The organism is Streptomyces albiflavescens (assembly GCF_014645835.1).
In the GTDB taxonomy this organism is placed as follows: Bacteria; Actinomycetota; Actinomycetes; order Streptomycetales; family Streptomycetaceae; genus Streptomyces; species Streptomyces albiflavescens.
In genome coordinates this window covers 1-22751 of record NZ_BMMM01000008.1, presented here as the reverse complement: position 1 = coordinate 22751, position 22751 = coordinate 1, and the positions used below count along the sequence as shown (strand labels likewise).

Genomic DNA, 22751 nt, shown 5'->3' with positions numbered 1-22751 from the left:
GGGCTGTTCAGGGTTCACACACTGATTCGAGCACCCGCGACCCCCAAAAGGCCAGCGGCGGCGGGTGCCCGTCAGTGTTCCGTAATCACTTCTTACGTGCCGTTGGGCAAGCGTGCTCCGGTCCGGCCGCTTCAGGAGGCCGACTGGGCCGCCTTGTCCAGCTGGAAAGCCTCGTTGCCGAGCCCGATCCGGGCGTGTGCCGCGGGCTTGCGGGCGCGCAGCACCAGGCCCTGGATCACGCCGATGACCAGGGCGGCCCCGATGATGGCGGGCAGCAGCCAGCTCAGCGACGAGTCGGGGCCCGCGCCGACGAGGACGTCGAAGTCCTTGACCGTGTAGACCGCGATGACGAGCAGCGCGACGCCCGCGACGGCGGACGTGACAAGGCGCCAGGCCTGGGCCCGCGCGGCCCCCCGGCGGGCGAAGAAGACGATGACGGAGAGCGAGGCGGCCGCCATCAGCACGATGACACCGAGCGCTCCGATGTTGCCGCCCCAGGTGAACAGGTGCAGCACGGGTGCGGTCGGGTCGCCGGTCGGCTTGTCGTCGGCGACCGCGAAGGCGATCACGAACACCAGGGACACGGCGGTCTGCAGCAGCGAGCCGGTGCCGGGGGCGCCACTGGTGCCGGTCGTCCGCCCGAAGGCAGCGGGCAGCAGTCCTTCGCGGCCCATGGCGAAGGCGTACCGCGCGACGACGTTGTGGAAACTGAGCATCGCCGCGAACATGCCGGTCACGAACAGGACGTGCAGGACGTCCGTGAAGGTGCCGCCGAGCCGTGACTCGGTGAGGAAGAAGAGCAGGCCCGCGCTCTGCTTCTGGGAGGCGCCGACGATCCCCGAGGGTCCGGTGGCCACGGTGAGCGCCCAGCAGCTGAGCGCGAAGAAGACGGCGACACCGGCGACGGCGAGGAACATCACCCGCGGCACGAGGATGTGCGGCCGGCTGGTCTCCTCGGCGTACACGGGGGCCTGTTCGAAGCCGAGGAAGGCGGCGATGCAGAAGCAGAGCGCGGTGCCGACGCCGGCTCCCGTGAGGGTGTCCGGGTTGAAGGCGTGCAGCGACAGGCCCTGCTTCGCCGGGTCGGCGACCGCGGCGATGTCGAAGATGACGACGAGGGCCACCTCGATGACCAGCAGGACGCCCAGCACGCGCGCGTTGACGTCGATCTTCAGCCAGCCGAGCGCGCCGACGACGAGCACGGCCACCAACGCCGGTATCCACCAGGCGATTTCGAGGTCCAGGTAGGTGGAGAACAGCCCGGACACCTCAAAGCCGAAGATGCCGTAGATGCCGACCTGGAGGGAGTTGTACGCGACGAGGGCGACCAGCGCCGCTCCCGCTCCGGCGGTGCCCCCGAGGCCGCGTGAGATGTACGCGTAGAAGGCGCCCGCGTTGTGGACGTGCCGGCTCATCTCGGCGTACCCGACGCTGAAGAGCACGAGGACGACGCCGAGGATGACGAAGAGCAGCGGCTGTCCGACGGTGCCCATCACCGCGAATGTGGTGGGCATGACACCCGCGACCACCATGAGCGGGGCGGTCGCCGCGAGGACGGACAGCAGCAGACCGCCCGTGCCCAGCCGGTCGGCGCGCAGGGCGCGCTCCTGTCCCTTGAAGGTGCTGATGCCGCCGCCGTCGGTGGCCGGTCTGCCCGTGTTCGACGTACTCGATGTGCTCGAACTGCCCGTCGTCATCGCGGGGTTGTCCTTTCGGATGTTCGGATCTCGGTGTGGTCGGGGGGGTCTGGATTGGTCGCGCGTGGTCGTTCACACCGTGCCGAGCGCGCTGTCGCGTGCGGCGCGGAAGGCTTGGTACGGGTCGCGGTCCGGGTACGACCACGGCGCCGGGGTGGCGTGCTCTCCGATGCGGTGGAACAGGGCGGCCGCCTCGGCGCCCCGGCCCTCGCAGTACTTGGCGTGGGCGAGGAAGTTGAGGTCGACGCAGCGGCGCGGATGGTCGTCGCGCTCCCACTCCAGCCACCAGTCGAAGGCGGCCTTCATCACCAGGCGGGCCCGACGGCCGACCCAGTGCCCGGAGGCGACCGGGTCGGCGGGCTCACTGCCGGCGGTGGCCAGCACTCGGTAGCGCTCGGCGTGTGCGACGACCGGGAGGATGGCGAGCGGCGAGTCGGCGGGGGCCTGTTCGGCGGCCCAGTTGGCGAAGTCGTACACCTCGTGCAGCGGATCCTGCCCCGCTTCGGCGCGACGTTCGGCGAGCCGGGCGACCATCAGGTGGTGGGCGTGGTGGTGATCGGGGTAGCGGTGGCGCACCTCGTCGAAGAGCTGGACCACGTCGTCCTCCGTGCCCAGGGAGCGCTCCAGGACGAGCAGGCCGAGCCAGGGGGTGGGATCGGCGGGCGCGAGTGCCGCGGCGACATGGCAGGCCTCGCGGGCGCGCTCCGGGCGCTCCTTGCCCTTCAGTGCGCGCTGGACGGCGGCGCAGCCGAGGAGTACGGCGGCGTCGGCGGACTCCGGTTCGGCCAGCTGCCAGTCGCGGGCCCAGGCGAGCGCGGCGGACTCCTGCGCGAGGACGCTGACGCGATGGCCACGCCGGTCCCAGTCGTCGCCGGTCGCGGCGAGCAGTGCGCGGACCGCGGTCCATCGCCCCTGGTTGAACGAGGCACGCGCGGCGAGGAGTTCGGCGTCGTCGAGCGCGGCGTCGAATGCCTGAGCCGCGCGCTTGCGACCGCGGCCGAGGGGAGGCGGGGGTGGTGACACCGCGGGGGCTTCCTCACAGGCGCGGCTCGTCAGGAGTTGATCACGCACAGCAAACCCGCAGCCAAGGGTTCAAGTCAAGGGCCGACCGATTCGCTACACGTGTCAACTTCCCTCACCGCTCGCGGAGTTGAACCCGCGACCCGCCACGCCGAAGAGGATGCGCGACGCCTGGGCTCAGCCCACCGTCCTGGCCGCCGCCCGTCCCGCCGTACGCCCGGAGAACAGGCAGCCGCCCAGGAACGTACCTTCGAGGGACCGGTAGCCGTGCACCCCGCCGCCGCCGAACCCGGCGGCCTCTCCGGCGGCGTACACGCCCTCCAGCGGATCGCCGCCCTCGGTCAGCACACGCGAGGAGAGGTCGGTTTCCAGCCCGCCGAGGGTCTTGCGGGTGAGGATGTTGAGGCGGACGGCGATCAGCGGGCCCGCCTTGGGGTCGAGGATGCGGTGCGGGGACGCGGTGCGGATCAGCTTGTCGCCGAGGAACTTGCGGGCCCCGTGAATCGCCGTCACCTGAAGGTCCTTGGTGAACGGGTTGGCGATCTCCCGGTCGCGCGCGACGATCACCCGGCGCAGCTCCGCCTCCTCGATGAGCGGCTCCTTGGTGAGCGCGTTCATCCCGCGGACGAGCGCGCCGAGGTCCTTCTCGACGACGAAGTCCACGCCGTTGTCCATGAACGCCCTGACCGGCCCCGGCACATCGGCGCGTGCCCGCCCGATGACGTCCTTGACGGACTTCCCCGTGAGGTCGGGATTCTGCTCCGAGCCGGAGAGCGCGAACTCCTTGCCGATGATCTTCTGGTCGAGCACGAACCAGGTGTAGTCGTACCCGGTCCCCATGATGTGTTCGAGCGTGCCGAGCGTGTCGAAGCCGGGGAACAGCGGCACCGGCAGCCGGTTGCCACGCGCGTCGAGCCAGAGGGAGGACGGACCGGGGAGGATGCGGATGCCGTGGTTGGCCCAGATGGGGTTCCAGTTCTGGATGCCCTCGGTGTAGTGCCACATGCGGTCGCGGTTGATGAGGTGGGCGCCCGCCTCCTCGGCGATCCCGAGCATCCTGCCGTCGACATGCGCGGGGACGCCGGAGATCATCCGCTCCGGCGGAGTGCCCAGCCGCTCCGGCCAGTTGGCGCGTACGAGGTCGTGGTTGCCGCCGATGCCGCCCGAAGTGACGATCACCGCCTGGGCCTTGAGCTCGAAGGCACCGGTGACCGCGCGGCTGCTGGCCCGACCGCGCTCGATACCGGACGGCTCCAGGATCTCGCCGGTGACCGTGTCGACGGATCCCGCGCTGCGCGAGAGGCCGGTGACGCGGTGGCGGAACTTCAGCTGCACGAGGCCGCGGGCGACGCCGGCCCGCACCCGCCGCTCGAACGGCGCGACCAGGCCCGGCCCGGTCCCCCACGTGATGTGGAAGCGCGGCACCGAGTTCCCGTGCCCGTTGGCGTCGTAGCCGCCGCGCTCGGCCCAGCCCACCACCGGGAAGAAGCGCACGCCCTGCCGGTGCAGCCAGGAACGCTTCTCACCGGCCGCGAAGTCGACGTACGCCTCGGCCCACTGGCGCGGCCAGTGGTCCTCGGGCCGGTCGAAGGCGGCGGTGCCCATCCAGTCCTGGAGGGCGAGCGCGTGGCTGTCCTTGATCCGCAGTCGGCGCTGCTCGGGCGAGTCGACGAAGAAGAGCCCGCCGAAGGACCAGTGCGCCTGGCCGCCGATCGACTGCTCCGGCTCCTGGTCGAGGAGGATCACCTTGCGGCCCGCGTCGACGAGCTCCGCGGTCGCCGCGAGCCCCGCGAGGCCCGCTCCGATCACGATCACATCTGCGTCGTAGGCCATGGGCCCGTCCTCTCGGCATTCCGACTGGTCGGATCGGTGTCGTCATGAGAGACCCTCATAAGTTCCCCGCAAGGGTGGTCATGAGGTTTGTCACGACCGATCGGCAGCGTCGCTGGTTGATGAGACATTGGTGGTGGTTGACCGTGCTGGTCGGCCACATCCTGTTACTGATCGGTCAGATCCTTCGGCAAGAAGAGTGACCGAGTCAACTGCCTGGTTCCTGGTACTCCTGGGGGCAGGCCCCGGCCCTTGGCACTACAGTCGGCGGATACGCAACCGTGGCCCGCCTGACGTCTCGAGGTACACAGCGTGTCGGTTCTCGTTCTGATCCTCGCCGTGAGCGCGGCCTGCTGTCTGGGCTTCGGCTTCGTGCTCCAGCAGAACGCCGCCTCGCACGCGCCGCTGAGCGACTTCCTCTCCCCCCGTCTGCTGCTGGACCTGATCCGGGTTCCCCGGTGGCTGGGCGGCATCGGGCTCATGGTGTGCGGCATGGTCCTCGGCGCGATCGCCCTGGGCAAGGGCGAGATCTCCCTGGTGGAACCGCTCCTCGCGACGAACCTGCTCTTCGCCCTCGCGCTCTCCCGCCACCAGACCAAGCAGGCGCTGGGGCGACAGGGCTGGACCGGGCTCGTGCTGCTCGCGGGCGGCGTCACGGCGTTCATCGTGGCGGGTCAGCCGCAGGCCGGCGACGCCGTCACCGACCCCCTTCGGCACTGGCTGATCATCGGGATCATGGTCGGCCTCGCGCTGGTGCTCACCACCTACGCGAAGCGGTCCCGGCTGAGCTCCGGGCCCGTACTGCTCTCGCTGGCCGCGGGGCTGCTGTACGGCGTCCAGGACGCGCTCACCCGGGTCAGCGGGCAGCGGTTCGGTGCCGGCGGCTGGAGCGAGCTGCTCACCGGCTGGCAGCCGTACGCGGTGCTGGTGCTCGGCGTGACGGGCCTGGTCCTGGTCCAGAGCGCCTTCGAGACCGCACCGCTGCGGATGTCACTGCCCGCGCTCACCGCGGCCCAGCCGCTGGCCGGGATCGTCTGCGGGGTGGGTTTTCTCGGCGACCAGCTCCGTACGGATGTGGGGGCGCTCGCCTGGCAGGCGGCGGGGCTCACGTCCATCGTGGCGGGGATCGTGCTGCTCGGGCTGCATCCGGCGATGCCGGCGGGGACCGCGGAGGCGGAGCCCTCGCGGGATCTTCAGCGGCATTGAGGGCGCCGGTCCGGGTGGCCGGGGCGGTGCCGCTCGCGCGGGACTCGGGACTGCTTGGATGGGGACATGAGCGTGGATGGGCATGCGGGCACGAGCGCGGCCGGGGGCACGAGTGCCGCCGACGAGATCCTCGACATCGTCGACGAGAAGGACCAGGTCATCGGTCAGTCCCCACGCGGGGAGGCGTATGCGCGTGGGCTGCGCCACCGGTGTGTGTTCATTCAGGCCCGGGATGCCGGGGGCCGCGTCTTCGTCCATCGCCGGACGCCTACGAAGCTGGTCTTCCCCTCCCTCTACGACATGTTCGTCGGCGGAGTCGTCGGGGCGGGTGAGTCCTACGACGACGCGGCGCTCCGCGAAGCCGAGGAGGAACTCGGCGTCTCGGGGCTGCCCCGGCCCGCCCACCTCTTCACGTTCCTGTACGACAACGGTGCCGGTCAGAGCTGGTGGTCGGCCGTGTACGAGGTGCGCTGCGAGCTCGCGGTGAACCCTCAGGTCGAAGAGGTCGCCTGGCACGACTTCCTGTCCGAGGAGGAAGTGGAGCGGCGGCTCGGTGAGTGGACCTGGGTGCCGGACGGCCTGGCCGCGTACGAGCGGCTGAGGGCCTACCGGGCGAAGGGCTGATCCCCCGGGCGCAGGCCGCCCGCGAGCGCGTCGGCCAGGGCCCGCTCCTGGTCCGGGGTGACGGCCGGCCCGAGCCGCACCGTTCTGGGGCTGTAGCGGCCGTCGCACATGGCCAGGGGACTGGGCCGGGCATCGCTGCCGCTGAGCGGGCTCGGGCCCTGCACCGTCCAGGTGGGGCCGTCCCAGAACGGATGGTCCAGGAACCGCTCGGCCGCCGCGGGCGCAGCGGCCCGGGACACCCCGACCGCCGTGAGCGCGCCCGCGATCCGCTCCACCGCCTCCTCCACCGGCACGTCCGCGTCGCCGAACGCCGGGAGCAGCAGGAGAAGCCGCAGGTCGGGGTCGCGTATACCCTCGGCATCCGCCGGGGCGGAGTCGGCGACGGCCACCAGCTCGGGCCAGGACAGCCCCGGCCCGCTGAAGTGACCCTCGATCGAGGCGAGGTGGCCGTGCCTGCGCCAGTCGGGGTGAGTGATCAGATAGCTGGTGCCGGGATCGTCCGACAAGGTGACCTGGACGATCCACACGAGGTGCCCGCCCGCCAACGGCAGGCAGAACGCGGGCCAGATCTCCGTCGCGTCGTACAGCGCCTCGGCCGCGGCGTCGACATCCGCCGCGTCCGCGCCGAACAGCTCGGGCTCGTCCGCGAAGCCGTCCCAGGTCGGGCCGTAGTACGCCGGCCAGAACCCGGGCAGCGCGAGCAGGTGCTCGGCGGGGGCGATGCCGTACCCGGACAGCGCGAACGAGGCCAGTGACGTGGGAACATCCATGGCCCGAACCGTAACGGGAGGCACTGACAACGTCCTGTGCCGGGCGCCCCGGTAGGGTCCTGCACGTGATCGAACTCGTGCGGAATGTCCGGCTGTGGTTCGCGCCCCAGGAGGTCCGGAAAGAGGGCGGGACGCCCGACTACCGGTTCTCGCTGGCGAACGAGCGGACCTTTCTGGCCTGGCTGCGCACCGCTCTCGCCCTGATCGGCGGCGGCTTCGCGGTGGACCAGTTCCTGCCCGATCTCCGGTGGGGCTGGCGCGTCGGTCTGGCCCTGGCTCTGCTGGGCGCGGGTGTGCTCTGCTCGCTGCGCGCCGTCAATCACTGGATCCGCTGCGAGCAGGCGATGCGGAGAGGCGAAGACCTGCCGGTGTCCCGCTTCCCGACCGTGCTGAGCATCGCCGTCGCGATCGTCGCCGTCGCGATGGTCGTCGTCGTACTCGTCGGCTGGGAAGGATGACCGAGCCCATCCGGGAACGCGACCCGGGCCTGCAACCGGAACGTACCCGGCTCGCGTGGCGCCGTACGACCCTCTCCAGCACCGTCGCGGCAGTGCTCGCCGCGAAGACCGCCCTGCACGGCGGCCGCTCGCCGGCCGGCGTCCTCGCCTGCGCTGTCTGCTGCGCGCTCTGGATGGGTTTTCTGGCCATCGCCCATCGTCGTATCCGTGTGCTCGCGGCATCCGGCCCGGAGGGCCCCCCGGCGCTCACGCCCCGCCACGCGACGGCGGCGACCCTGTGCACGGTCGCGCTGGCCGTATGCGCGGTGGCACTCGTGTTCTGAGGGTGCCCCGAGGTTCGGTCCGCCGGTGAGGGTGGGCCGGGGTTGAGACCGCCTCCGAGGATGGCCCGGGTTCAGTCCGCCTCCCCGGATGGCCCGGGTTCAGTCCGCCTCCCCGGATGGCCCGCGCGGGTTCAGTCCGCCCAGTCCACCGTCACCACGATCTTCCCCCGCGTACGCCCCTCCGCGCTCAGCCGATGCGCGTCCGCCGCCCGTTCCAGCGGGAACGTCTCGGAGACATGGACCGAGACGACGCCCTGCTCGGCGAGGTCACTCAGGCTCTGCAGATCGTGCGGGTTCGGGCGGACGAAGTAGTAGCGGCCGCCGAAGCCGACCACATCGGGGTCGGCGATGGAGGCCAGCCGGCCTTCGGGGGCCAGCAGCTCGGCAGAGATCTTCATCGTGTCGCCGCCGATCGTGTCGAAGACCGCGTTCACCCCCTCCGGCGCGAGGGCCCGTACGCGCTCGGCGAGACCCTCGCCGTAGCTGACGGGCTCGCCGCCCAGGGACCGTACGAAATCGTGGTTCGACTCGCTCGCCGTGCCGATCACGCGAGCCCCCAGGTGGCGGGCGAGCTGGACCGCGATCGACCCGACGCCGCCCGCGGCCGCGTGGACGAGGACGGTGTCGCCCGCCGTCACGTCGAGGACCTTGGTGAGCATCTGGTACGCGGTGAGCCCCGCCAGCGGCAGGCCCGCCGCCTCCTCGAAGGAAAGGTTCCGCGGTTTGCGGGCGAGAGTGCGCACGGGTGCCGCGACGTACTCGGCGAAGGTGCCGCGCCAGAGGACGTCCTCGCGGGCATACGCGATGACCTCGTCGCCAACCGCGAACTCGGTGATGGCCGCGCCGGGCTGGACGACCACGCCGGACACGTCCCAGCCGGGGATCACCGGGAAGACGGGGTCCAGGATCCCGTCCAGGTAGCCCTCGCGGCACTTCCAGTCGACGGGGTTCACGGACGCCGCGCGCACCTTCACCAGGACGGAGTCGGGTCCGACCTTGGGGTCGCGGACGTCGCCGTACTCCAGTACGTCGGGCCCGCCGTACCGGCTGTAGCTGATCGCCTTCATGCCCTCGACCCTCTGGGGTACTGGCGCGGCACGCAAGCCGGAATAGGCGGAATTACTGCACTTTGCGGCGTTAGCCTGAGTCGTCCTTCCACGCCACTTCCGAAGGTGAGCAGCATGACCACCCTTCACCAGGAACACCCCACCCACGAGCACACCCATGGCCCGACCTGCGGTCACACCGAGGTGCGGCACGGGGACCACGTCGACTACGTGCACGACGGCCATCTGCACCGCGAGCACGCGGGACACTGGGACGAGTGCGAGCCGAGCGGCCACATCGCCCACGACGGGCACGGCCACCAGCACGGCGAGGACTGCGGCCACCCCGCCGTCGCGCACGGCGACCACCTCGACTATCTGCACGACGGCCACCGGCACGCCTCGCACGACGGTCACTGGGACGACCACTAGGACGATTCCATCGGCGTCTCGCCCCGGATTCCCGACTCCGGAGCGAGACGCCGATCACGTTTGGCGCACTCTCTGGACGACATACCGACTGGTCGGCATCATGGTCACGTCCCATATTCGTGTGTGTAGGAGCAATGATGAGCCCAGACCACCCGCCAGGTCTCGATCTCGACCAGTTGCGCGGCCTGCTCGACCGTGAGCGGCCCGGACTGGTGAACGGCCCCCTGACCGGCCGGCTCATCGAAGGCGGACGGTCGAACCTCACCTACGCGGTCTCGGACGGGACGGCGAAGTGGGTCGTCCGACGGCCGCCGCTGGGCCATGTGCTGGCCACCGCGCACGACATGAAGCGCGAGCACCGGGTGATCAGCGCGCTGCACCCGACGGCCGTGCCGGTGCCCCGCCCGGTGCTGCTGTGCGAGGACGAGTCGGTGCTCGGCGCGCCGTTCTACGTCATGGAGTTCGTGGACGGCACGCCCTACCGCACCGCCGAGCAGCTCGCTCCGCTCGGCCCGGAGCGCACCCGCGACGCGGTCCTCGGGCTCGTGGACACACTGGTCGAGCTGCACTCGGTGGACCCCGCCGAGGTGGGCCTCGCGGACTTCGGCCGGCCCGAGGGCTTCCTCGACCGGCAACTGCGCCGCTGGGGCAAGCAGTTGGACGCATCCAGGAACCGGGAGCTCGCGGGGATCGACGAGTTGCACGCTGCCCTGGGGCGCGCACTGCCGCACTCCCCGGCGCCCTCCGTCGTGCACGGCGACTACCGGCTCGACAACGTACTGATCGGCACCGACGACCGGATCAAGGCCATCCTGGACTGGGAGATGTCCACGCTCGGCGATCCGCTCACCGATCTGGGGCTGCTGGTGATGTACAGCGCCCCGCTCGATCTCCCCAGCTCCCCCATCAGCACGACCGCTTCGGCCGCCGGACACCCGGACCCGGCCGAGATCGTCGAGCGGTACGCCGCGCGCTCGGGGCGCGACGTGTCCGCCGTCTCCTGGTACACGGCGTTCGCCTGGTTCAAGCTCGCCGTGATCCTGGAGGGCATCCACTACCGCTACACGCTCGGCCAGACGGTCGGCGCGGGCTTCGACCGCATCGGTGAGCTGGTCCCCTTCTTCATCGAGCACGGCCTGACCACCCTTCAGGAAGGCTGATCCGCCATGGACTTCGCATTCGACGCGCGCACCGAAGAGCTGCGCCGGAAGCTGCTCGCCTTCATGGACGAGTATGTCTATCCGGCGGAGGCCGTCGCCGAGGAGCAGCGCGCACAGCTGGCCTCGCCGTGGGACACGCCCGCCGTGGTCGGGGAGTTGAAGGCCGAGGCCCGCAGGCAGGGCCTGTGGAACCTGTTCCTCCCCGACTCCGAGTACGGGGCCGGGCTCACCAACCTCCAGTACGCCCCACTCGCCGAAATCACCGGACGCAGCCCGCACTTGGCGCCCACCGCGCTGAACTGCGCCGCGCCGGACACCGGCAACATGGAGGTGCTCGCGCAGTTCGGCGACGAGCAGCAGAAGAAGCAGTGGCTGGAGCCGCTGCTGGCCGGTGAGATCCGCTCGGCGTTCGCGATGACCGAGCCGGAGGTGGCCTCCTCCGACGCCACGAACATCACCACGCTCATCGAGCGGGATGGCGACGAGTACGTCATCACCGGCCGCAAGTGGTACATCTCCGGGGCGATGAACCCCGACTGCAAGATCTTCATCGTGATGGGCAAGACGGACCCGCAGGGCGCGGACATCCGCCGCCAGCAGTCCATGGTGCTCGTCCCCCGCGACACCCCGGGTCTCGAAGTCCGGCGCGCCATGCAGGTGTACGGGTACGAGGACCACTCCCACGGCGGGCATGCCGAGGTCGTGTTCGACCACGTCCGGGTGCCCGTGAGCAACCTGGTCGGCGAGGAGGGCGGCGGCTTCGCCATCGCCCAGGCGCGGCTCGGTCCCGGGCGGATCCACCACTGCATGCGGCTGATCGGCATGGCCGAGCGGGCGATCGAGCTGATGTGCCGCCGGGCCGTGTCCCGTACGGCGTTCGGCAAGCCGCTCGCCCAGCAGGGCGTGGTCCAGAACTGGATCGCCGACGCGCGCGTGGCGGTCGAGCAGCTCCGGCTGCTGGTCCTCAAGACCGCCTGGATGATGGACACCGTCGGCAACAAGGGCGCCCACACCGAGATCCAGGCCATCAAGATCGCCACGCCTCGTACGGTCGTCGACATCCTCGACAAGGCCGTCCAGTTGCACGGTGCGGGTGGTGTCAGTCAGGACTTCCCGCTCGCCGAACTCTGGGCGAGTGCGCGGACGCTGAAGCTCGCGGACGGGCCCGACGAGGTCCATCAGCGCTCGCTGGCACGGCGGGAGATCAAGAAGTACGTGTGAGTCGGGCGGGCGGGTGAGGGTGGAGTGGGGTTTTCGCCCCCTCCGCCCCTGCCGTCCCCCAAGCTCTCGGCTTCGCTCGAGCAGGGGGACCCCCATGGTCGCCGGCGGCTACGCCCCCAGACCCTCGCTCAAAAGATCGCGCAGTTCCCCGCGTCCCTGAAGAGGCGCGGGGAACTGCGCGATCCCCTGTTACGGCCGCAGCGCTCGCAGCAGCAGGTCCGCCAGGTGGTCGGCGACCTGCTGGGGGGTGAGCGGGCCGTCGGGGCGGTACCACGTCGACAGGTGGTGCACGGAGCCGAAGTGGTAGTCGACGACCAGGTCGGCGGGGGTCGCCGTGGAGAAGACGCCCTTCTTCTGGCCCTCTTCGACGAGCGCACGGAACCGCTCGTGGTAGCGACGCCGCTCCGCACGCACCTGCTTGTGCTTCTCGGGGCTGAGGTGATGCATCGAGCGGAAGAAGATCGACGCGTCGTCGAGGTTGTCGATCGTGGTGACGACGACATCGGCCGCGGCACCGCGCAACCGCTCCTCGACCGGCGCGTCGGCGTCCGCGAAGGCGTCCAGGCGCTCCTGCTGGATACGCAGCACGCGCGCGTACACCTCGTGCAGGAGGTCGTCCTTGGAGCCGAAGTAGTGGTACAGCGCACCCTTGGTGACGCCCGCCGCCTCGACGATCTCCTGCACGGAGGTGCGGTCGTATCCCTGCTCGGCGAAGAGCCGGGTGGCGGCGGCCAAGAGCCGCTGCGGGACGGGCGTGCCGTCACCGTCCGTCGTCCTGGGCACTGCCGCCACCTGCCTTTCCATCGCTGTCGTCCGAAACGCTCCAGTCAGTCCTGGTGTTCCGGAGCGTTCTACCGGGTCTGCTGGGACCGGGAACGAAGTTCCCGACGGAGGATCTTCCCACTCGCCGTCTTCGGCAAGTCGGGCAGGATCTCCACCTCCCGCGGATATTTGTAGGCGGCCAGTCTCTCCTTGCAGTACGCGGCGAGCTCGTCGGGGTCCTCTTCGGCCCCCGGCCGCAGGCTGATGTACGCCTTGACGGTCTCTCCGCGGTAGCCGTCGGGTATCCCGACGACCGCCGCCTCGCGGACCGCGGGGTGCGTGTAGAGGACGTCCTCGACCTCGCGGGGCCACACCTTGAAGCCGGACGCGTTGATCATGTCCTTCTTGCGGTCGACCACGTAGAGCCAGCCGTCGGAGTCCATGAAACCGATGTCACCGGTACGCAGCTCGCCGTCCGGGAAGGTCTCGGCGGTGGCCTCGGGGCGGCGCCAGTAGCCGGGCACGACCTGCGGTCCGCGTACGAGGATCTCGCCCTGCTCCCCGAACGGCACCTCCTGCCCCTGGTCGTCGACGATACGTACGACCGTGTCCGGGCCCGGCACACCGACGGCCAGCGTCCCCGAGACCGGGTCTACGGGAGCCTCCCGGCCCGGGGGCACGGAGGCACAGGGCGCGGTGCACTCGGTGAGCCCGTAGCCGTTGCGGATGTAGGGACCGAAACCGGCCCGGAACTTCTCCACCAGGGCGGGCGGCAGCGGGGCGCCGCCGGAGGAGATGATCACGAAGGAGGAGAAGTGGTCCGGCGTGACCGCCGGGTGCGCGGCCAGCGCCATGAAGGCGGTCGACGGGCCGACCGTGTACGCGGGCCGGTGCTCGGCGAACGCGTCGAGGACGACCCCCGCCTCGAAGCGGTAGGCGAGGACCAGCGTGCCCGAGCTGTTGAGGCAGGCGGCGAGCTGGCAGACCATCCCGGTGATGTGGAACAGCGGCGCCATCGCGAAGTAGACGGGCACCTCGGGCAGCCCCAGGCCCGTCCGCTGCCGCTCGGCGTTGTACATGATGTTGCCGTGCGTGTTGGTGGCCCCCTTGGGGGTGCCGCTCGTGCCGGAGGTGTAGCTGATCAGCGCGATGTCGGAGGGGCCGAGGTCGCGGCCCTCGGGAGCCTTGTGGCCCCGTCGCGCGACGGCCACGAGATCGTCGGTGCCCTCCGCGACCGGCAGCCGCTCGAAGCCCAGCACGCGCGCGTCGTTGCGGGTCTGGAGATCCAGCTCACAGGCCGTCAGCACGATGCGTACGGGCGAGTCGGCGGCCGTCTCGCGCAGATACGACTCCCACGCGCGGTCCGCGCACACCAGGGCGCGCACGTCCCCGTCGTGGAGTACGTGCCGGACCTCGCCCGACTTGTACATCGGGTTGACGGGCACGACCGTCGCGCCCGCCTTCCAGGCACCGAGCAGGGCCAGCACGAAGTGCGGGGAGTTCTGCAGCAGGATCGCGACCCGGTCGCCGCGCTCCAGGCCGTGGGCGGCGAGGTGCCCCGCGACCGAGTCGCTCAGCTCGTCCACCTCGCGGTAGCTCAGCCGCCCGTCGAAGTAGGCGAGCGCGGTGTGGTCCGGGGTGTGCGTCACGACCTCGCGGAGGGCGTGCACCAAGGTGTCGGCGGGGCTCACCGGGCCGCGCTGGGCATCGTTGAGCAGGGCCACCCAGGGCCGCTCGGCGTAGGTGGTCACCGGCCCGCCTCCCACTTCTGCTGGATGTGGTTCATATTGCTCAGCCAGCGGTCGGGCTCGGCGGCCCGCACCTGGTAGTACCCGGCGACCTCGGGGTGCGGCAGGATCAGGAAGCGGTCCTCCTCGATCCCCTTGAAGAGCGCGTCGGCGACGTCCTCGGGCTCGATGGCGGTCGGCTGGAGAACGAGGTCGCCCGCGCTGCCGGTGGCGTCGAGCATGTCGGTCCGCACGCCCTGCGGACAGATCGCGTGGACCTTGAGGCCCCGGTGACGGTACGTCAGCGACAGCCACTCGGCGAAGGCGTACGCGCCGTGCTTGGTGACGCTGTAGGGCGCGGCACCGATCATGGTGAGCAGTCCGGCCGCCGAGACGGTGGAGACGAAGCGGCCGCTGCCGCGCTCCAGCCAGGCCGGAAGCAGCTCCTGGGCCGCGCGGACGTGCGCCATCACGTTGACGTCCCAGGCGAGCGCCCAGACGTTCTCGGCGGCCGCCTCCGAGCCGCCGGAGGCGACGCCGGCGTTCGCGCAGTACACGTCCACCCTGCCGCCCAGGGCATCCCGGGCCTCGGCCACGATCGCCGACGCGTCGCCCGGAACCGCGATGCCGCCGATCTCGTCGGCCACGGCCCTGGCCTTGGCGGCGTCCAGGTCATTGACGACGACCCTGGCCCCCTCGGCCGCGAAGCGGCGGGCCAGTGCGGCCCCGATACCGCCTCCCGCTCCGGTGACGACCACTCCGGCATCCTGCACGGCTTCCACCATCGGTCTCCTTCGACGCGACGCGAATCGGCTCTGCTCCAACGTCAGACTAACCAGTCGGTATGTAGCTAGGGAAGGGTGACCGAGCCCAGAGCGGGAGCCCCGCGCAGGGGCGCGGGGAACCTCGCGACAGGCCAGGTCCGACGCGCAGCCTACGAACTTCCGGCGGGAGCGCCTAGCGTGCCTTTGTCACCGTTCCGCGATCACGGAGGTCACACCATGCGCATGTCGAGACGCACACTGCTCGCCGCGGGCACCGCCGCAACGGCACTGACACCGCTGGCGGCGACAGTGGCCGAGCAGCGCGGCCACAGCCTCCGCACCGGCTTCGAGCGCCTCCAGGCGGACGGCTACGCCACACTCGGCGGCCGGCGGATCGGCATCGTCACGAACCCCACGGGCATCACCAGAGACGTACGCCACATCGTCGATGTCATGCACGCCGACGACCGCGTGAACCTGGTCGCCGTCTTCGGCCCCGAGCACGGCTTCCGCGGCACCGCCCAGGCGGGCGGCTCGGAGGGCCGCTACGACGACCCGGCGACGGGGCTGCCCGTCTACGACACCTACCTGAAGAGCGGGCAACCGCTCGCCGACATCTTCACCGCCTCCGGCGTGGACACCGTCGTCTTCGACATCCAGGACGTGGGCGCGCGCTTCTACACGTACATCTGGACGCTGTACGACTGCATGGAGGCGGCCCAGCTCGCGGGCAAGCACTTCGTGGTGCTCGACCGGCCGAACCCGGTGACCGGGCGGGCGGCCCAAGGTCCCGTCCTGCACAAGGAGTTCGCGAGCTTCGTCGGACGGCAGCCGATCGCGCAGGCGCACGGGATGACGGTGGCGGAACTGGCGCGGCTGTTCAACGGGGAGTTCCTGGCCGCGCCGGTGGCGCTGGACACCGTACTGATGTCGGGCTGGAAGCGCTCGGAGTTCTACGACGCCTCCGGACTCCCCTGGGTGCCGCCGAGCCCGAACATGCCGACGGCGGACACCGCCCTGGTGTACTCGGGGACCTGCCTCTTCGAGGGGACGAATCTGTCGGAGGGGCGCGGCACGACCCGTCCGTTCGAACTGCTCGGAGCGGACGGCATCGACGGACACTGGGCCCTCGAAGCCGGTCGACTGGGCCTGCCCGGCGTGCACTTCAGGGAGGCGTACTTCGCTCCCACCTTCTCCAAGTTCCAGGGCAAGACCATCGGGGGCGTGCAGATCCATGTGCACGACCGGGCGGCGTACGACCCGGTACGCACAGGCATCGCCCTCCTCGTCACCGCCAAGAAGGTCTGGAGCGGCTTCGCTTGGCGCTCCGACAACTGGATCGACAAGCTGACCGGCTCGACGCAGGTGCGCACGATGATCGACGCGGGGGCGACGGCCGACGAGGTCGTGGCGGCCTGGCAGGACGAACTGAAGGCATTCCAGCGCGTCCGGAAGGAGTACCTCCTCTACGGCTGAGTTACGGATGAGTCGTGACGTATGGCCAACCTTCGCCACCGGTAGGACGATGCGCCCAGATCGCACCGCCCATGGGGGACGAGGGGGCTTGTCATGGCCGATCCAGCAGTGAGTGTTTCTCCCTACTGGGAGCTCACCTTCGACGCGGACGGGGACGTCGACGGCCGGGAACGGGACCGGCTGCTGCAGGAGGTACCGCGGCGCAAGGTCCGTGACCTGGTCGTCTTCGCGCACGGCTGGAACAACGACCGCTCGGGTGCCACCCGGCTCTACAGCCGCTTCTTCGAGCCCGTCCCGGGGCTCGCGCCGACCGCTCGCCTGGGATACGTGGGCGTGGTGTGGCCCTCGATGCGGTTCTCGGACGAGCCCATCCCCGACTTCCCGGCGGCGGTGGGCACCGACGTCGCCGCGACCGCTCGGCCCGTACTCGACAAGAACACCCGGCACGCGCTCCTGGAGGTGTTCCCGGGCCGCGCAACGGTGGTCGAGCAGATCGCGCGGCTGCTGGACCAACAGCCCGACGAGGGCGCCTCGCTGGAGGAGTTCGGACGTCTCGTACGACTGCTCGTGGAGGTCCGGCCGCAGGGGCCGCAGGCCGCCTTCACCGCGGACACGCTGGCGGAGGGAGTGCCGGAGAGCGACCCCGAAATGCTCTTCGGGGACACGGCGACGGTCTGCGGCGAGTTCGCGCAGGCGCTGGCGGAGGCGGAGACACCCGGCGCCGCCTCGTTCGCGCTGCCACGGCTGTGGGACGGCGCGCACGAACTGCTGCGCCAGGCCACGTACTACGCGATGAAGCGGCGCGCCGGCACGGTCGGTGAGCGCGGGCTCGGGCGCGCGATCGGGCAACTCGCCGAGGCGGCGCCCGATGTGCGCGTGCATCTCGTCGGGCACAGCTTCGGCGGGCGCCTGGTCTCCTTCGCCCTGCGCGGACTGCCCGAGGGCGTGCGCACCGTGAAGTCGGTGACGCTGCTCCAGGGGGCCTTCTCGCACTACGCGTTCGCGGCGCGGCTGCCGCACGACGCAAGGGCAAGCGGTGTGCTGGACGGCCAGCAGAACCGCATCGACGGTCCCCTGGTGTGCTGCTACTCCCACTTCGACTCGGCGCTCGGCACGATCTATCCGCTGGCCTCGCGGATGGCGGGCGACTCCCGGACGGTCGCCGCGGGCTTCGACATCGGCCGTGCCCTGGGCGCCAAGTGGGGTGCGATGGGCCACGACGGGGTGCAGGCGGTGGCGGGCACGAAGTCGTACACGCTCGCCGACGCCCTGAGCACACGGCTGCCGACGTCGGGATGCGTGAACATCGACGCCGCGGCGGTGGTCAAGCGCGGCGGTCCCCCGTCCGGGGCCCACAGCGACATCTGCCACCGGGAACTGGCGCGGGTGGTGCTGGCGGCGGGCCGCATTCAGTGACCCGCGGCCAACGGGCGTTGGCCATCTGGTGTTGGCCAACCCATGTTGGCCATCTGATGTTGGCCAACCGATGTTGACCACTCAGCGGCGGCCGTCCGATATTGACCAACCGGCGTTGGCCAACGAGTGTTGACCAACAGGCGTAGGTAAAACGCCCGTTGGCCAACACCCATGGACACCGTCACCGATGCGACGTGTACTCCACCACCTGCTGATAGGTCGGCCGGTTCTGCCAGCTGATCTTGCCGTGTTTGATGCCGCCGAGCGTCCGCTGGACGATCGAGTCGGCGCACCACTGGTCGCCCGCCGAGCACTGGTCGTCGCCGGGGTAGACGTCGGACGCGGTCTTGCCGGCCGCCTCCTTGAGCGTGCTGATCAGGGTGTCCCGGCAGGCGCTGAGGCTGCCGCCGCCGCAGTACTTCTGCGAGAGACCACCCTGCACCGACTCCCCGAGGACCGCCCGGATGTCCTTGTCGACATAGCTCCACCAGCCGTACTGGAAGGAGCTTCCGGCGTGCGAGCCGGTCGGGCCGTGCGCCGCCGACGGCGACTCGTCGATGGGGAGGTTGTTGCCGAACGCGGTGTACAGATCGCTGCCGAGCCCCGGCTGGAACTCCGCCTTCACCAGCAGCGGCCACCAGGCGTCCAGAATGCGGATCGCCTCGGCATCGGCATAGGTGTGAGATCCGGACGAGGTCTCGGTCCGCTTGGCACCCGCGGTCACCCACGCGGACAGCTTGCCGACGGCCGCCGCGGCCGTCGGGTCCGTGACCGTCGAGCTGTTGACGACCTTCAGCAGGTCGGGCAGTACGTCCTCGGCCCGGAGGTCGGCGAGCGCCGCGTCGGCCATGGCCTTCACCAGCGCGGACCTGGTGACACCACCCGCCGCGACCAGCTTCTTCACCCGGTCTTCGAGCAGGTTGCCGCGGTGGACCGAGCCGTCACCCCAGGAGGCTGTCGTGTAGTCCTTGGCCTGCTTGTTGTTCCAGGAGATGTAGTAGTCCTGGTCGACGGAGTTGGGGTGGGCGGACGCCGACGTGTAGTCGGCGGTGTTCGTCGTCGGGTTCCAGTTCTTCCACTCGTACGCCGCCTGCGCCCACACCGGGAACTCGGCGTCGACACCGGTGGCCCGCACCGGGTTGTCACCGCTGTTGTAGTACGCGGTGTGCGAGGAATCGGCATAGAACCAGTTGAAGGTGTAGTTGATGTGCTGCACCGCGCTCTGGAAGGTCGCCGGGCTCTTGACGTAGTCCGGGTCGTTGAGCATCTGGAAGCCGATGATCGAGTCGGCCTCGTGCATGAAGGAAGAGCGCAGGGTGGTGTACGCGACCTTCTTGCCGCCGACGGTCGCGCGGTACTCCACCGGACCGTACTTGGTCCGGTAGACCTGCATCCGGTACGAGCCCGCGGCGGTGCCGTCGGCGACGGTCGGCTTCCACGAGTTGGTCCGCTCGACCTTGTCCATGGCCGTGCAGGTGCCGTGGTACAGGTAGTGGTAGTCGTCCTGGCACAGCTCGACGGCGTAGGTGTCGATGATGTCCTGGCCGGAGGTCGTCGCGCTCCAGGAGTAGTCCTGGCCGCGGCCGAGTTCGACGTACATGCTCAGACCCGCGAAGGAGGCGCCGCGGGCGCTGATTCCCGGGCCCTGGATCTCCTGGAGCATGAGCAGCTGTGGCGCGAAGTAGCCGGTCTGCGGACCGAAGACGGCGATCGGGTGGCCGCTGGCGGTGTACTTGCCGCTCACCACGAGGGCGTTGGACATGCCGCGCTTGGCCGAGGTGAGGGAGGTGGTGGCCGCCGTGGCAGAGGCGCTGGTGGCGGTGGAGGTGGCGGCGCCGCCCGTACGGTCGTAGACCAGCTGCTCCTGGGTCACCGAACCGGCGTCGGGCAGGGCCTCGCCCTGCGGGGATTCGGGCTTCGAGGCGTACGGGAAACTCTCGCCGTCGTGGACGGTGAGGGCGGCCTCGGGGTCGTTGCGCTCACGGAAGGACTCCCAGAGCTTGGTGCCCTCGGTCACACCGTACTTGGACTGGGCGGCGAGCAGCGAGATGGCGTTGTTGACCTCGCCGCCGCCTCCGGAGCCGAAGAGCGCGCCGATGACGGAGGCCAGCGCCACCAGGTCGGTGAGCTTGAAGTGGTCGATGGTGCCGGCGTTGGTGATGGAGTCCTTGTGGCCGGTCAGGACGTACTCGCCGGGGAAGTAGCGGCCGCTGTCGGAGGCGTCGATGTAGGCGTTGATGCCGTCGATGTAGGCGTTGGCGTCGGCCAGGGCCTGCTGACCGCGTGCGCCGTTGCCGGCGATGGCGTTGTCGATCTGGGCCTGCAGATCGGCCTCGGTGTAGGGCGCGTTGCGCCAGAACTCCTGCTCGAGGCCCTGGTTGGACGCCGCGCCGCCCGCGAAGGTGGTCAGCTGGCCGCGCCCGACGTGCCGGAAGACGTCCATCAGCCACAGCCGGTCCTGGGCGGCGGCGTACCCGGCGCCGTACTCGGTGCCGTACCGGGTCGTGCCCGTGATGTGCGGAACGCCCGTCTTCTTGTCGCGGACGATCGTCACGTCACTGCGCGGCTTGGCGGTCGAGGCGACCTGGCCCGAAGCGACCCCGAAGGACGCGTCGTTGAAGAAGTCGTTGATCTTGCTGTCGGTCAGCGTGGAGTAGCCGGAGGCCAGGTTGCCGTAGGGGGCGAGCTGGTCCTCGGCGTGGTCCGGCTGGGTGCCGAAGGCCTGGTTGAGGAGGATCTGGGCGAGGGTCGCGTTGCCGTTCTCACCGGGCGGGAGAATGTCGGAACACTGGCCGCCGCAGTAGTCGTTCGCGGCGGCCGTGACCGACGTGTCGGCGGCCGCCGCCTGGGAAAGCGGTGACAAAAGACCGGCAATGAGCACGCATACGGATGCGGCCTTGAGGAACTTGGGGAATCTGCGGGGAGTTCTCAGTCTGTCGAGCGCGGTGCGTGGGGTGCGCCGTGGCATGGCAGCTCCTCCCGAAGGGGTGGGCCGGACGTTACCGCCGGTATCCCCGAGTTTGAAGATGAACATGCGTCAGTTTTTGGCATTCATCGCGTCCGGACAGCGCCGTCGACAGGCGGCTGACAGCGGCGGGAGGTAGGCCGGGGGGCAACTCGGCGGGTGGCTTATGGCGGTCATCGAAAAATGGATGGAGCCGAATCGCTTGTCGATACGTCTATTCGGCGACGTCCGTACGACGACGCCGAAGTGACCGAAGTTCAGGTGCAGGTGTGACGGAGGTGCAGGGCGATGGCCGGTTTCCGGAGTCTGGCGAGACAGGTGCGAGATCCGAGGTGCGATCTGGCACTGCGGCGCTACTCACTGCGCAAGTGCCTTGAGAAGTTCGCCCCTTACGGGCATCGGGCGACCTGGGACCACCTGTGCTCCCGGGCCGGGTTCGGTCCCGAGGACCGGTCCCCCGATCCAGCGCGGCTCGTGGCCGCACTGGATGAGTTGGAGGAAGCCCGCTCCGTCTGGCTCGCCTACGAAGCCGAGTTCGCCCAGCGTCGCAAGAAGGAGAAGCACGACGGGCTGCGCAGCCCGGGCAGTGTGGACGACTGGCACCGGCTGACCTGGGGCGGCTTCGGGGTCGCGTGGTGCGACGACCCGAGGATCCACCCCCGTGAACCACTGACCGAGGCGCTGCGCCGGCTGATTGCCGCGCTGGAGCGCGAGCCGGGCACGGTCTGCCCCGTGTGCGCCGGGGAGCGCCTCACATGGAAGTACGACCTGGCCCACGAACCGTCGTCGGGTCCGGTGTGCGCCCGTTGCGGAATCGTGGTGCCCCGCCCCGTTCTGACGCCCGAGGCGCTGGCGGAGGCCAAGCGCGGACGGTTGCTCGTATCGGCGTGAGCACGACGGGGGTGCGCCCACGGTGCCGCACCCCCGTGCGGGTGCCCACGGTGCCCTGACCCCTGCACGGCCACCCGCGCGGCCGCTCGTCCGATCGCTCGTCCGGTCGCTCCCGCCTGGTTGTCGGTGGCACCTGGCACCATCGAGGCATGGTGCAGGTCTGTGTGAACGGAGCCCGCGGGACGGCGGATGGCGCCGTCGTGCCGATGTCACCCGCCGCGATGGCCCAGTCCGCGGCCGACGCCGTCTCGGCCGGCGCGTCCGACATCCATGTCCATCCCAAGTCCCCCTGCGGGCAGGACACCTTGTCGTCGAAGGCGGTCACGGCGACGCTCGAAGCGATACGGGCGCGGGTGAGCGTCCCCGTCGGCGTGACCACCGGCGCATGGGCCGAGCCGGATCCCGCCGCCCGCGTCGAGCGCGTGCGTTCCTGGACTGTCCTGCCCGACCACGCCTCGGTCAACTGGCATGAGCCGGGCGCCGAGGAAGTAACGGCGGCGCTCCTCGACCGAGGGATCGGTGTGGAGGCGGGCATCTGGTCCAGCACCGAGGGCGCCGCGCGGTTCGCCGCGTCACCGCTCGCGCCCCGGGTACTGCGGGTCCTGGCCGAGGTCATGGACGCCTCACCCCGGACGGCCCAGGAGTCGGCCCGCGCTCTCCTCGCCGACCTCGGAACGCACCACGGCCGTCCCGTCCTGCTGCACGGCATGGAGGGCGGCACCTGGCCGGTGCTGCGACTGGCGGGGCGGCTGGGGCTCGCCACCCGGATCGGCCTGGAGGACACGCTCGTCCTGCCGGACGGGGAGCGGGCGATGTCCAACCGTGAGTTGGTGGCAGAGGGGTTGGTTCAGTACGAGGCGGCCCGGCGCTTGCCGTAGGGGGTTTCTGATGGATCTGCGTGGAAGAAGGAGCGGCGTTCGGTGCGTGCTCTCGGCGTGCCGGGCGGAAGTCCTCGATGGGGGT

At 70.4% G+C, this 22751-nt stretch carries 20 protein-coding genes; 11 read left to right on the top strand and 9 right to left on the bottom strand.

From position 1 onward, the window contains the following. Positions 1-131: 131 nt before the first annotated feature. The 3 genes from IEY95_RS22005 to IEY95_RS21995 all read right to left on the bottom strand — a co-directional run bounded on the left by IEY95_RS22005 (position 132) and on the right by IEY95_RS21995 (position 4550). Positions 132-1697, bottom strand: a complete 1566-nt coding sequence (locus IEY95_RS22005) for an APC family permease (RefSeq protein ID WP_189187815.1) — start codon at positions 1695-1697, stop codon at positions 132-134. Between the two features lie 72 nt (positions 1698-1769). Further along, the gene (locus IEY95_RS22000; protein ID WP_189187814.1) at positions 1770-2720 is read right to left on the bottom strand and encodes a tetratricopeptide repeat protein; all 951 of its coding nucleotides are present in this window, start codon (positions 2718-2720) and stop codon (positions 1770-1772) included. Positions 2721-2894: 174 nt separating this feature from the next. Beyond that, on the bottom strand, positions 2895-4550 hold the full coding sequence (locus IEY95_RS21995) for an FAD-binding dehydrogenase (protein WP_189187813.1): 1656 nt from the start codon (positions 4548-4550) through the stop codon (positions 2895-2897). A gap of 309 nt (positions 4551-4859) precedes the next feature. Between IEY95_RS21995 and IEY95_RS21990 the strand changes: the two genes are divergently transcribed. Then, on the top strand, positions 4860-5753 hold the full coding sequence (locus IEY95_RS21990) for a DMT family transporter (RefSeq protein WP_189187812.1): 894 nt from the start codon (positions 4860-4862) through the stop codon (positions 5751-5753). Positions 5754-5819: 66 nt separating this feature from the next. Continuing rightward, positions 5820-6377 carry an NUDIX hydrolase gene (locus tag IEY95_RS21985; RefSeq protein WP_189187811.1) on the top strand — a complete coding sequence of 186 codons (558 nt, stop codon included), beginning with the start codon at positions 5820-5822 and terminating at the stop codon, positions 6375-6377. On the opposite strand, the gene IEY95_RS21980 is transcribed toward IEY95_RS21985, so the two are convergent. After that, positions 6359-7147 (bottom strand): hypothetical protein, encoded by a 789-nt coding sequence (locus tag IEY95_RS21980; RefSeq protein ID WP_189187810.1) that lies wholly within the window; start codon positions 7145-7147, stop codon positions 6359-6361. The genes IEY95_RS21985 and IEY95_RS21980 overlap by 19 nt on opposite strands. Positions 7148-7212: 65 nt before the next feature. Here IEY95_RS21980 and IEY95_RS21975 point away from each other — a divergent pair, with 65 nt between their 5' ends. Both IEY95_RS21975 and IEY95_RS21970 read left to right on the top strand, forming a co-directional pair. Continuing rightward, on the top strand, positions 7213-7605 hold the full coding sequence (locus tag IEY95_RS21975; RefSeq protein ID WP_189187809.1) for a YidH family protein: 393 nt from the start codon (positions 7213-7215) through the stop codon (positions 7603-7605). Beyond that, entirely contained in the window at positions 7602-7928 is a 327-nt protein-coding gene (locus IEY95_RS21970) for a DUF202 domain-containing protein (protein ID WP_189187808.1), read from the top strand. Before IEY95_RS21975 ends, IEY95_RS21970 begins: the two co-directional genes overlap by 4 nt. 131 nt (positions 7929-8059) lie before the next feature. Here IEY95_RS21970 and IEY95_RS21965 read toward each other — a convergent pair whose 3' ends face one another. Continuing rightward, positions 8060-8995 (bottom strand): NADP-dependent oxidoreductase, encoded by a 936-nt coding sequence (locus IEY95_RS21965; protein WP_189187807.1) that lies wholly within the window; start codon positions 8993-8995, stop codon positions 8060-8062. A 114-nt stretch (positions 8996-9109) separates the two neighbouring features. Between IEY95_RS21965 and IEY95_RS21960 the strand changes: the two genes are divergently transcribed. The 3 genes from IEY95_RS21960 (at position 9110) to IEY95_RS21950 (ending at position 11787) form a co-directional block, all read left to right on the top strand. After that, the gene (locus IEY95_RS21960; protein ID WP_189187806.1) at positions 9110-9406 is read left to right on the top strand and encodes a hypothetical protein; all 297 of its coding nucleotides are present in this window, start codon (positions 9110-9112) and stop codon (positions 9404-9406) included. 137 nt (positions 9407-9543) lie between these two features. After that, the gene (locus IEY95_RS21955; RefSeq protein WP_189187805.1) at positions 9544-10566 is read left to right on the top strand and encodes a phosphotransferase family protein; all 1023 of its coding nucleotides are present in this window, start codon (positions 9544-9546) and stop codon (positions 10564-10566) included. Positions 10567-10572: 6 nt separating this feature from the next. Next, positions 10573-11787 (top strand): acyl-CoA dehydrogenase family protein, encoded by a 1215-nt coding sequence (locus IEY95_RS21950; RefSeq protein ID WP_189187804.1) that lies wholly within the window; start codon positions 10573-10575, stop codon positions 11785-11787. A gap of 189 nt (positions 11788-11976) precedes the next feature. On the opposite strand, the gene IEY95_RS21945 is transcribed toward IEY95_RS21950, so the two are convergent. The 3 genes from IEY95_RS21945 to IEY95_RS21935 all read right to left on the bottom strand — a co-directional run bounded on the left by IEY95_RS21945 (position 11977) and on the right by IEY95_RS21935 (position 15061). Next, positions 11977-12570 carry a TetR/AcrR family transcriptional regulator gene (locus IEY95_RS21945; protein WP_189187803.1) on the bottom strand — a complete coding sequence of 198 codons (594 nt, stop codon included), beginning with the start codon at positions 12568-12570 and terminating at the stop codon, positions 11977-11979. Between the two features lie 68 nt (positions 12571-12638). Next, positions 12639-14300 (bottom strand): class I adenylate-forming enzyme family protein, encoded by a 1662-nt coding sequence (locus tag IEY95_RS21940; RefSeq protein ID WP_189187802.1) that lies wholly within the window; start codon positions 14298-14300, stop codon positions 12639-12641. Further along, positions 14297-15061: an SDR family oxidoreductase gene (locus IEY95_RS21935; RefSeq protein WP_189187801.1), complete on the bottom strand. Its 765-nt coding sequence runs from the start codon at positions 15059-15061 to the stop codon at positions 14297-14299. Before IEY95_RS21935 ends, IEY95_RS21940 begins: the two co-directional genes overlap by 4 nt. 216 nt (positions 15062-15277) lie before the next feature. On the opposite strand from IEY95_RS21935, the gene IEY95_RS21930 reads away from it, so the two are divergent. Together IEY95_RS21930 and IEY95_RS21925 are read left to right on the top strand one after the other, a co-directional pair. Then, the gene (locus IEY95_RS21930; protein WP_189187800.1) at positions 15278-16516 is read left to right on the top strand and encodes an exo-beta-N-acetylmuramidase NamZ family protein; all 1239 of its coding nucleotides are present in this window, start codon (positions 15278-15280) and stop codon (positions 16514-16516) included. 93 nt (positions 16517-16609) lie between these two features. After that, positions 16610-17932: a serine-threonine protein kinase gene (locus IEY95_RS21925; protein ID WP_189187799.1), complete on the top strand. Its 1323-nt coding sequence runs from the start codon at positions 16610-16612 to the stop codon at positions 17930-17932. A gap of 181 nt (positions 17933-18113) precedes the next feature. Here the strand turns inward: IEY95_RS21925 and IEY95_RS21920 are convergent, their stop codons facing one another. Then, positions 18114-20900 carry a penicillin acylase family protein gene (locus tag IEY95_RS21920; protein ID WP_189187798.1) on the bottom strand — a complete coding sequence of 929 codons (2787 nt, stop codon included), beginning with the start codon at positions 20898-20900 and terminating at the stop codon, positions 18114-18116. A gap of 285 nt (positions 20901-21185) precedes the next feature. Between IEY95_RS21920 and IEY95_RS21915 the strand changes: the two genes are divergently transcribed. Both IEY95_RS21915 and IEY95_RS21910 read left to right on the top strand, forming a co-directional pair. Beyond that, on the top strand, positions 21186-21788 hold the full coding sequence (locus IEY95_RS21915; RefSeq protein WP_189187797.1) for a hypothetical protein: 603 nt from the start codon (positions 21186-21188) through the stop codon (positions 21786-21788). A 149-nt stretch (positions 21789-21937) separates the two neighbouring features. Continuing rightward, positions 21938-22666, top strand: coding sequence for a 3-keto-5-aminohexanoate cleavage protein (locus IEY95_RS21910; RefSeq protein WP_189187796.1), 729 nt, complete (start codon positions 21938-21940; stop codon positions 22664-22666). Positions 22667-22751 lie beyond the last annotated feature (85 nt).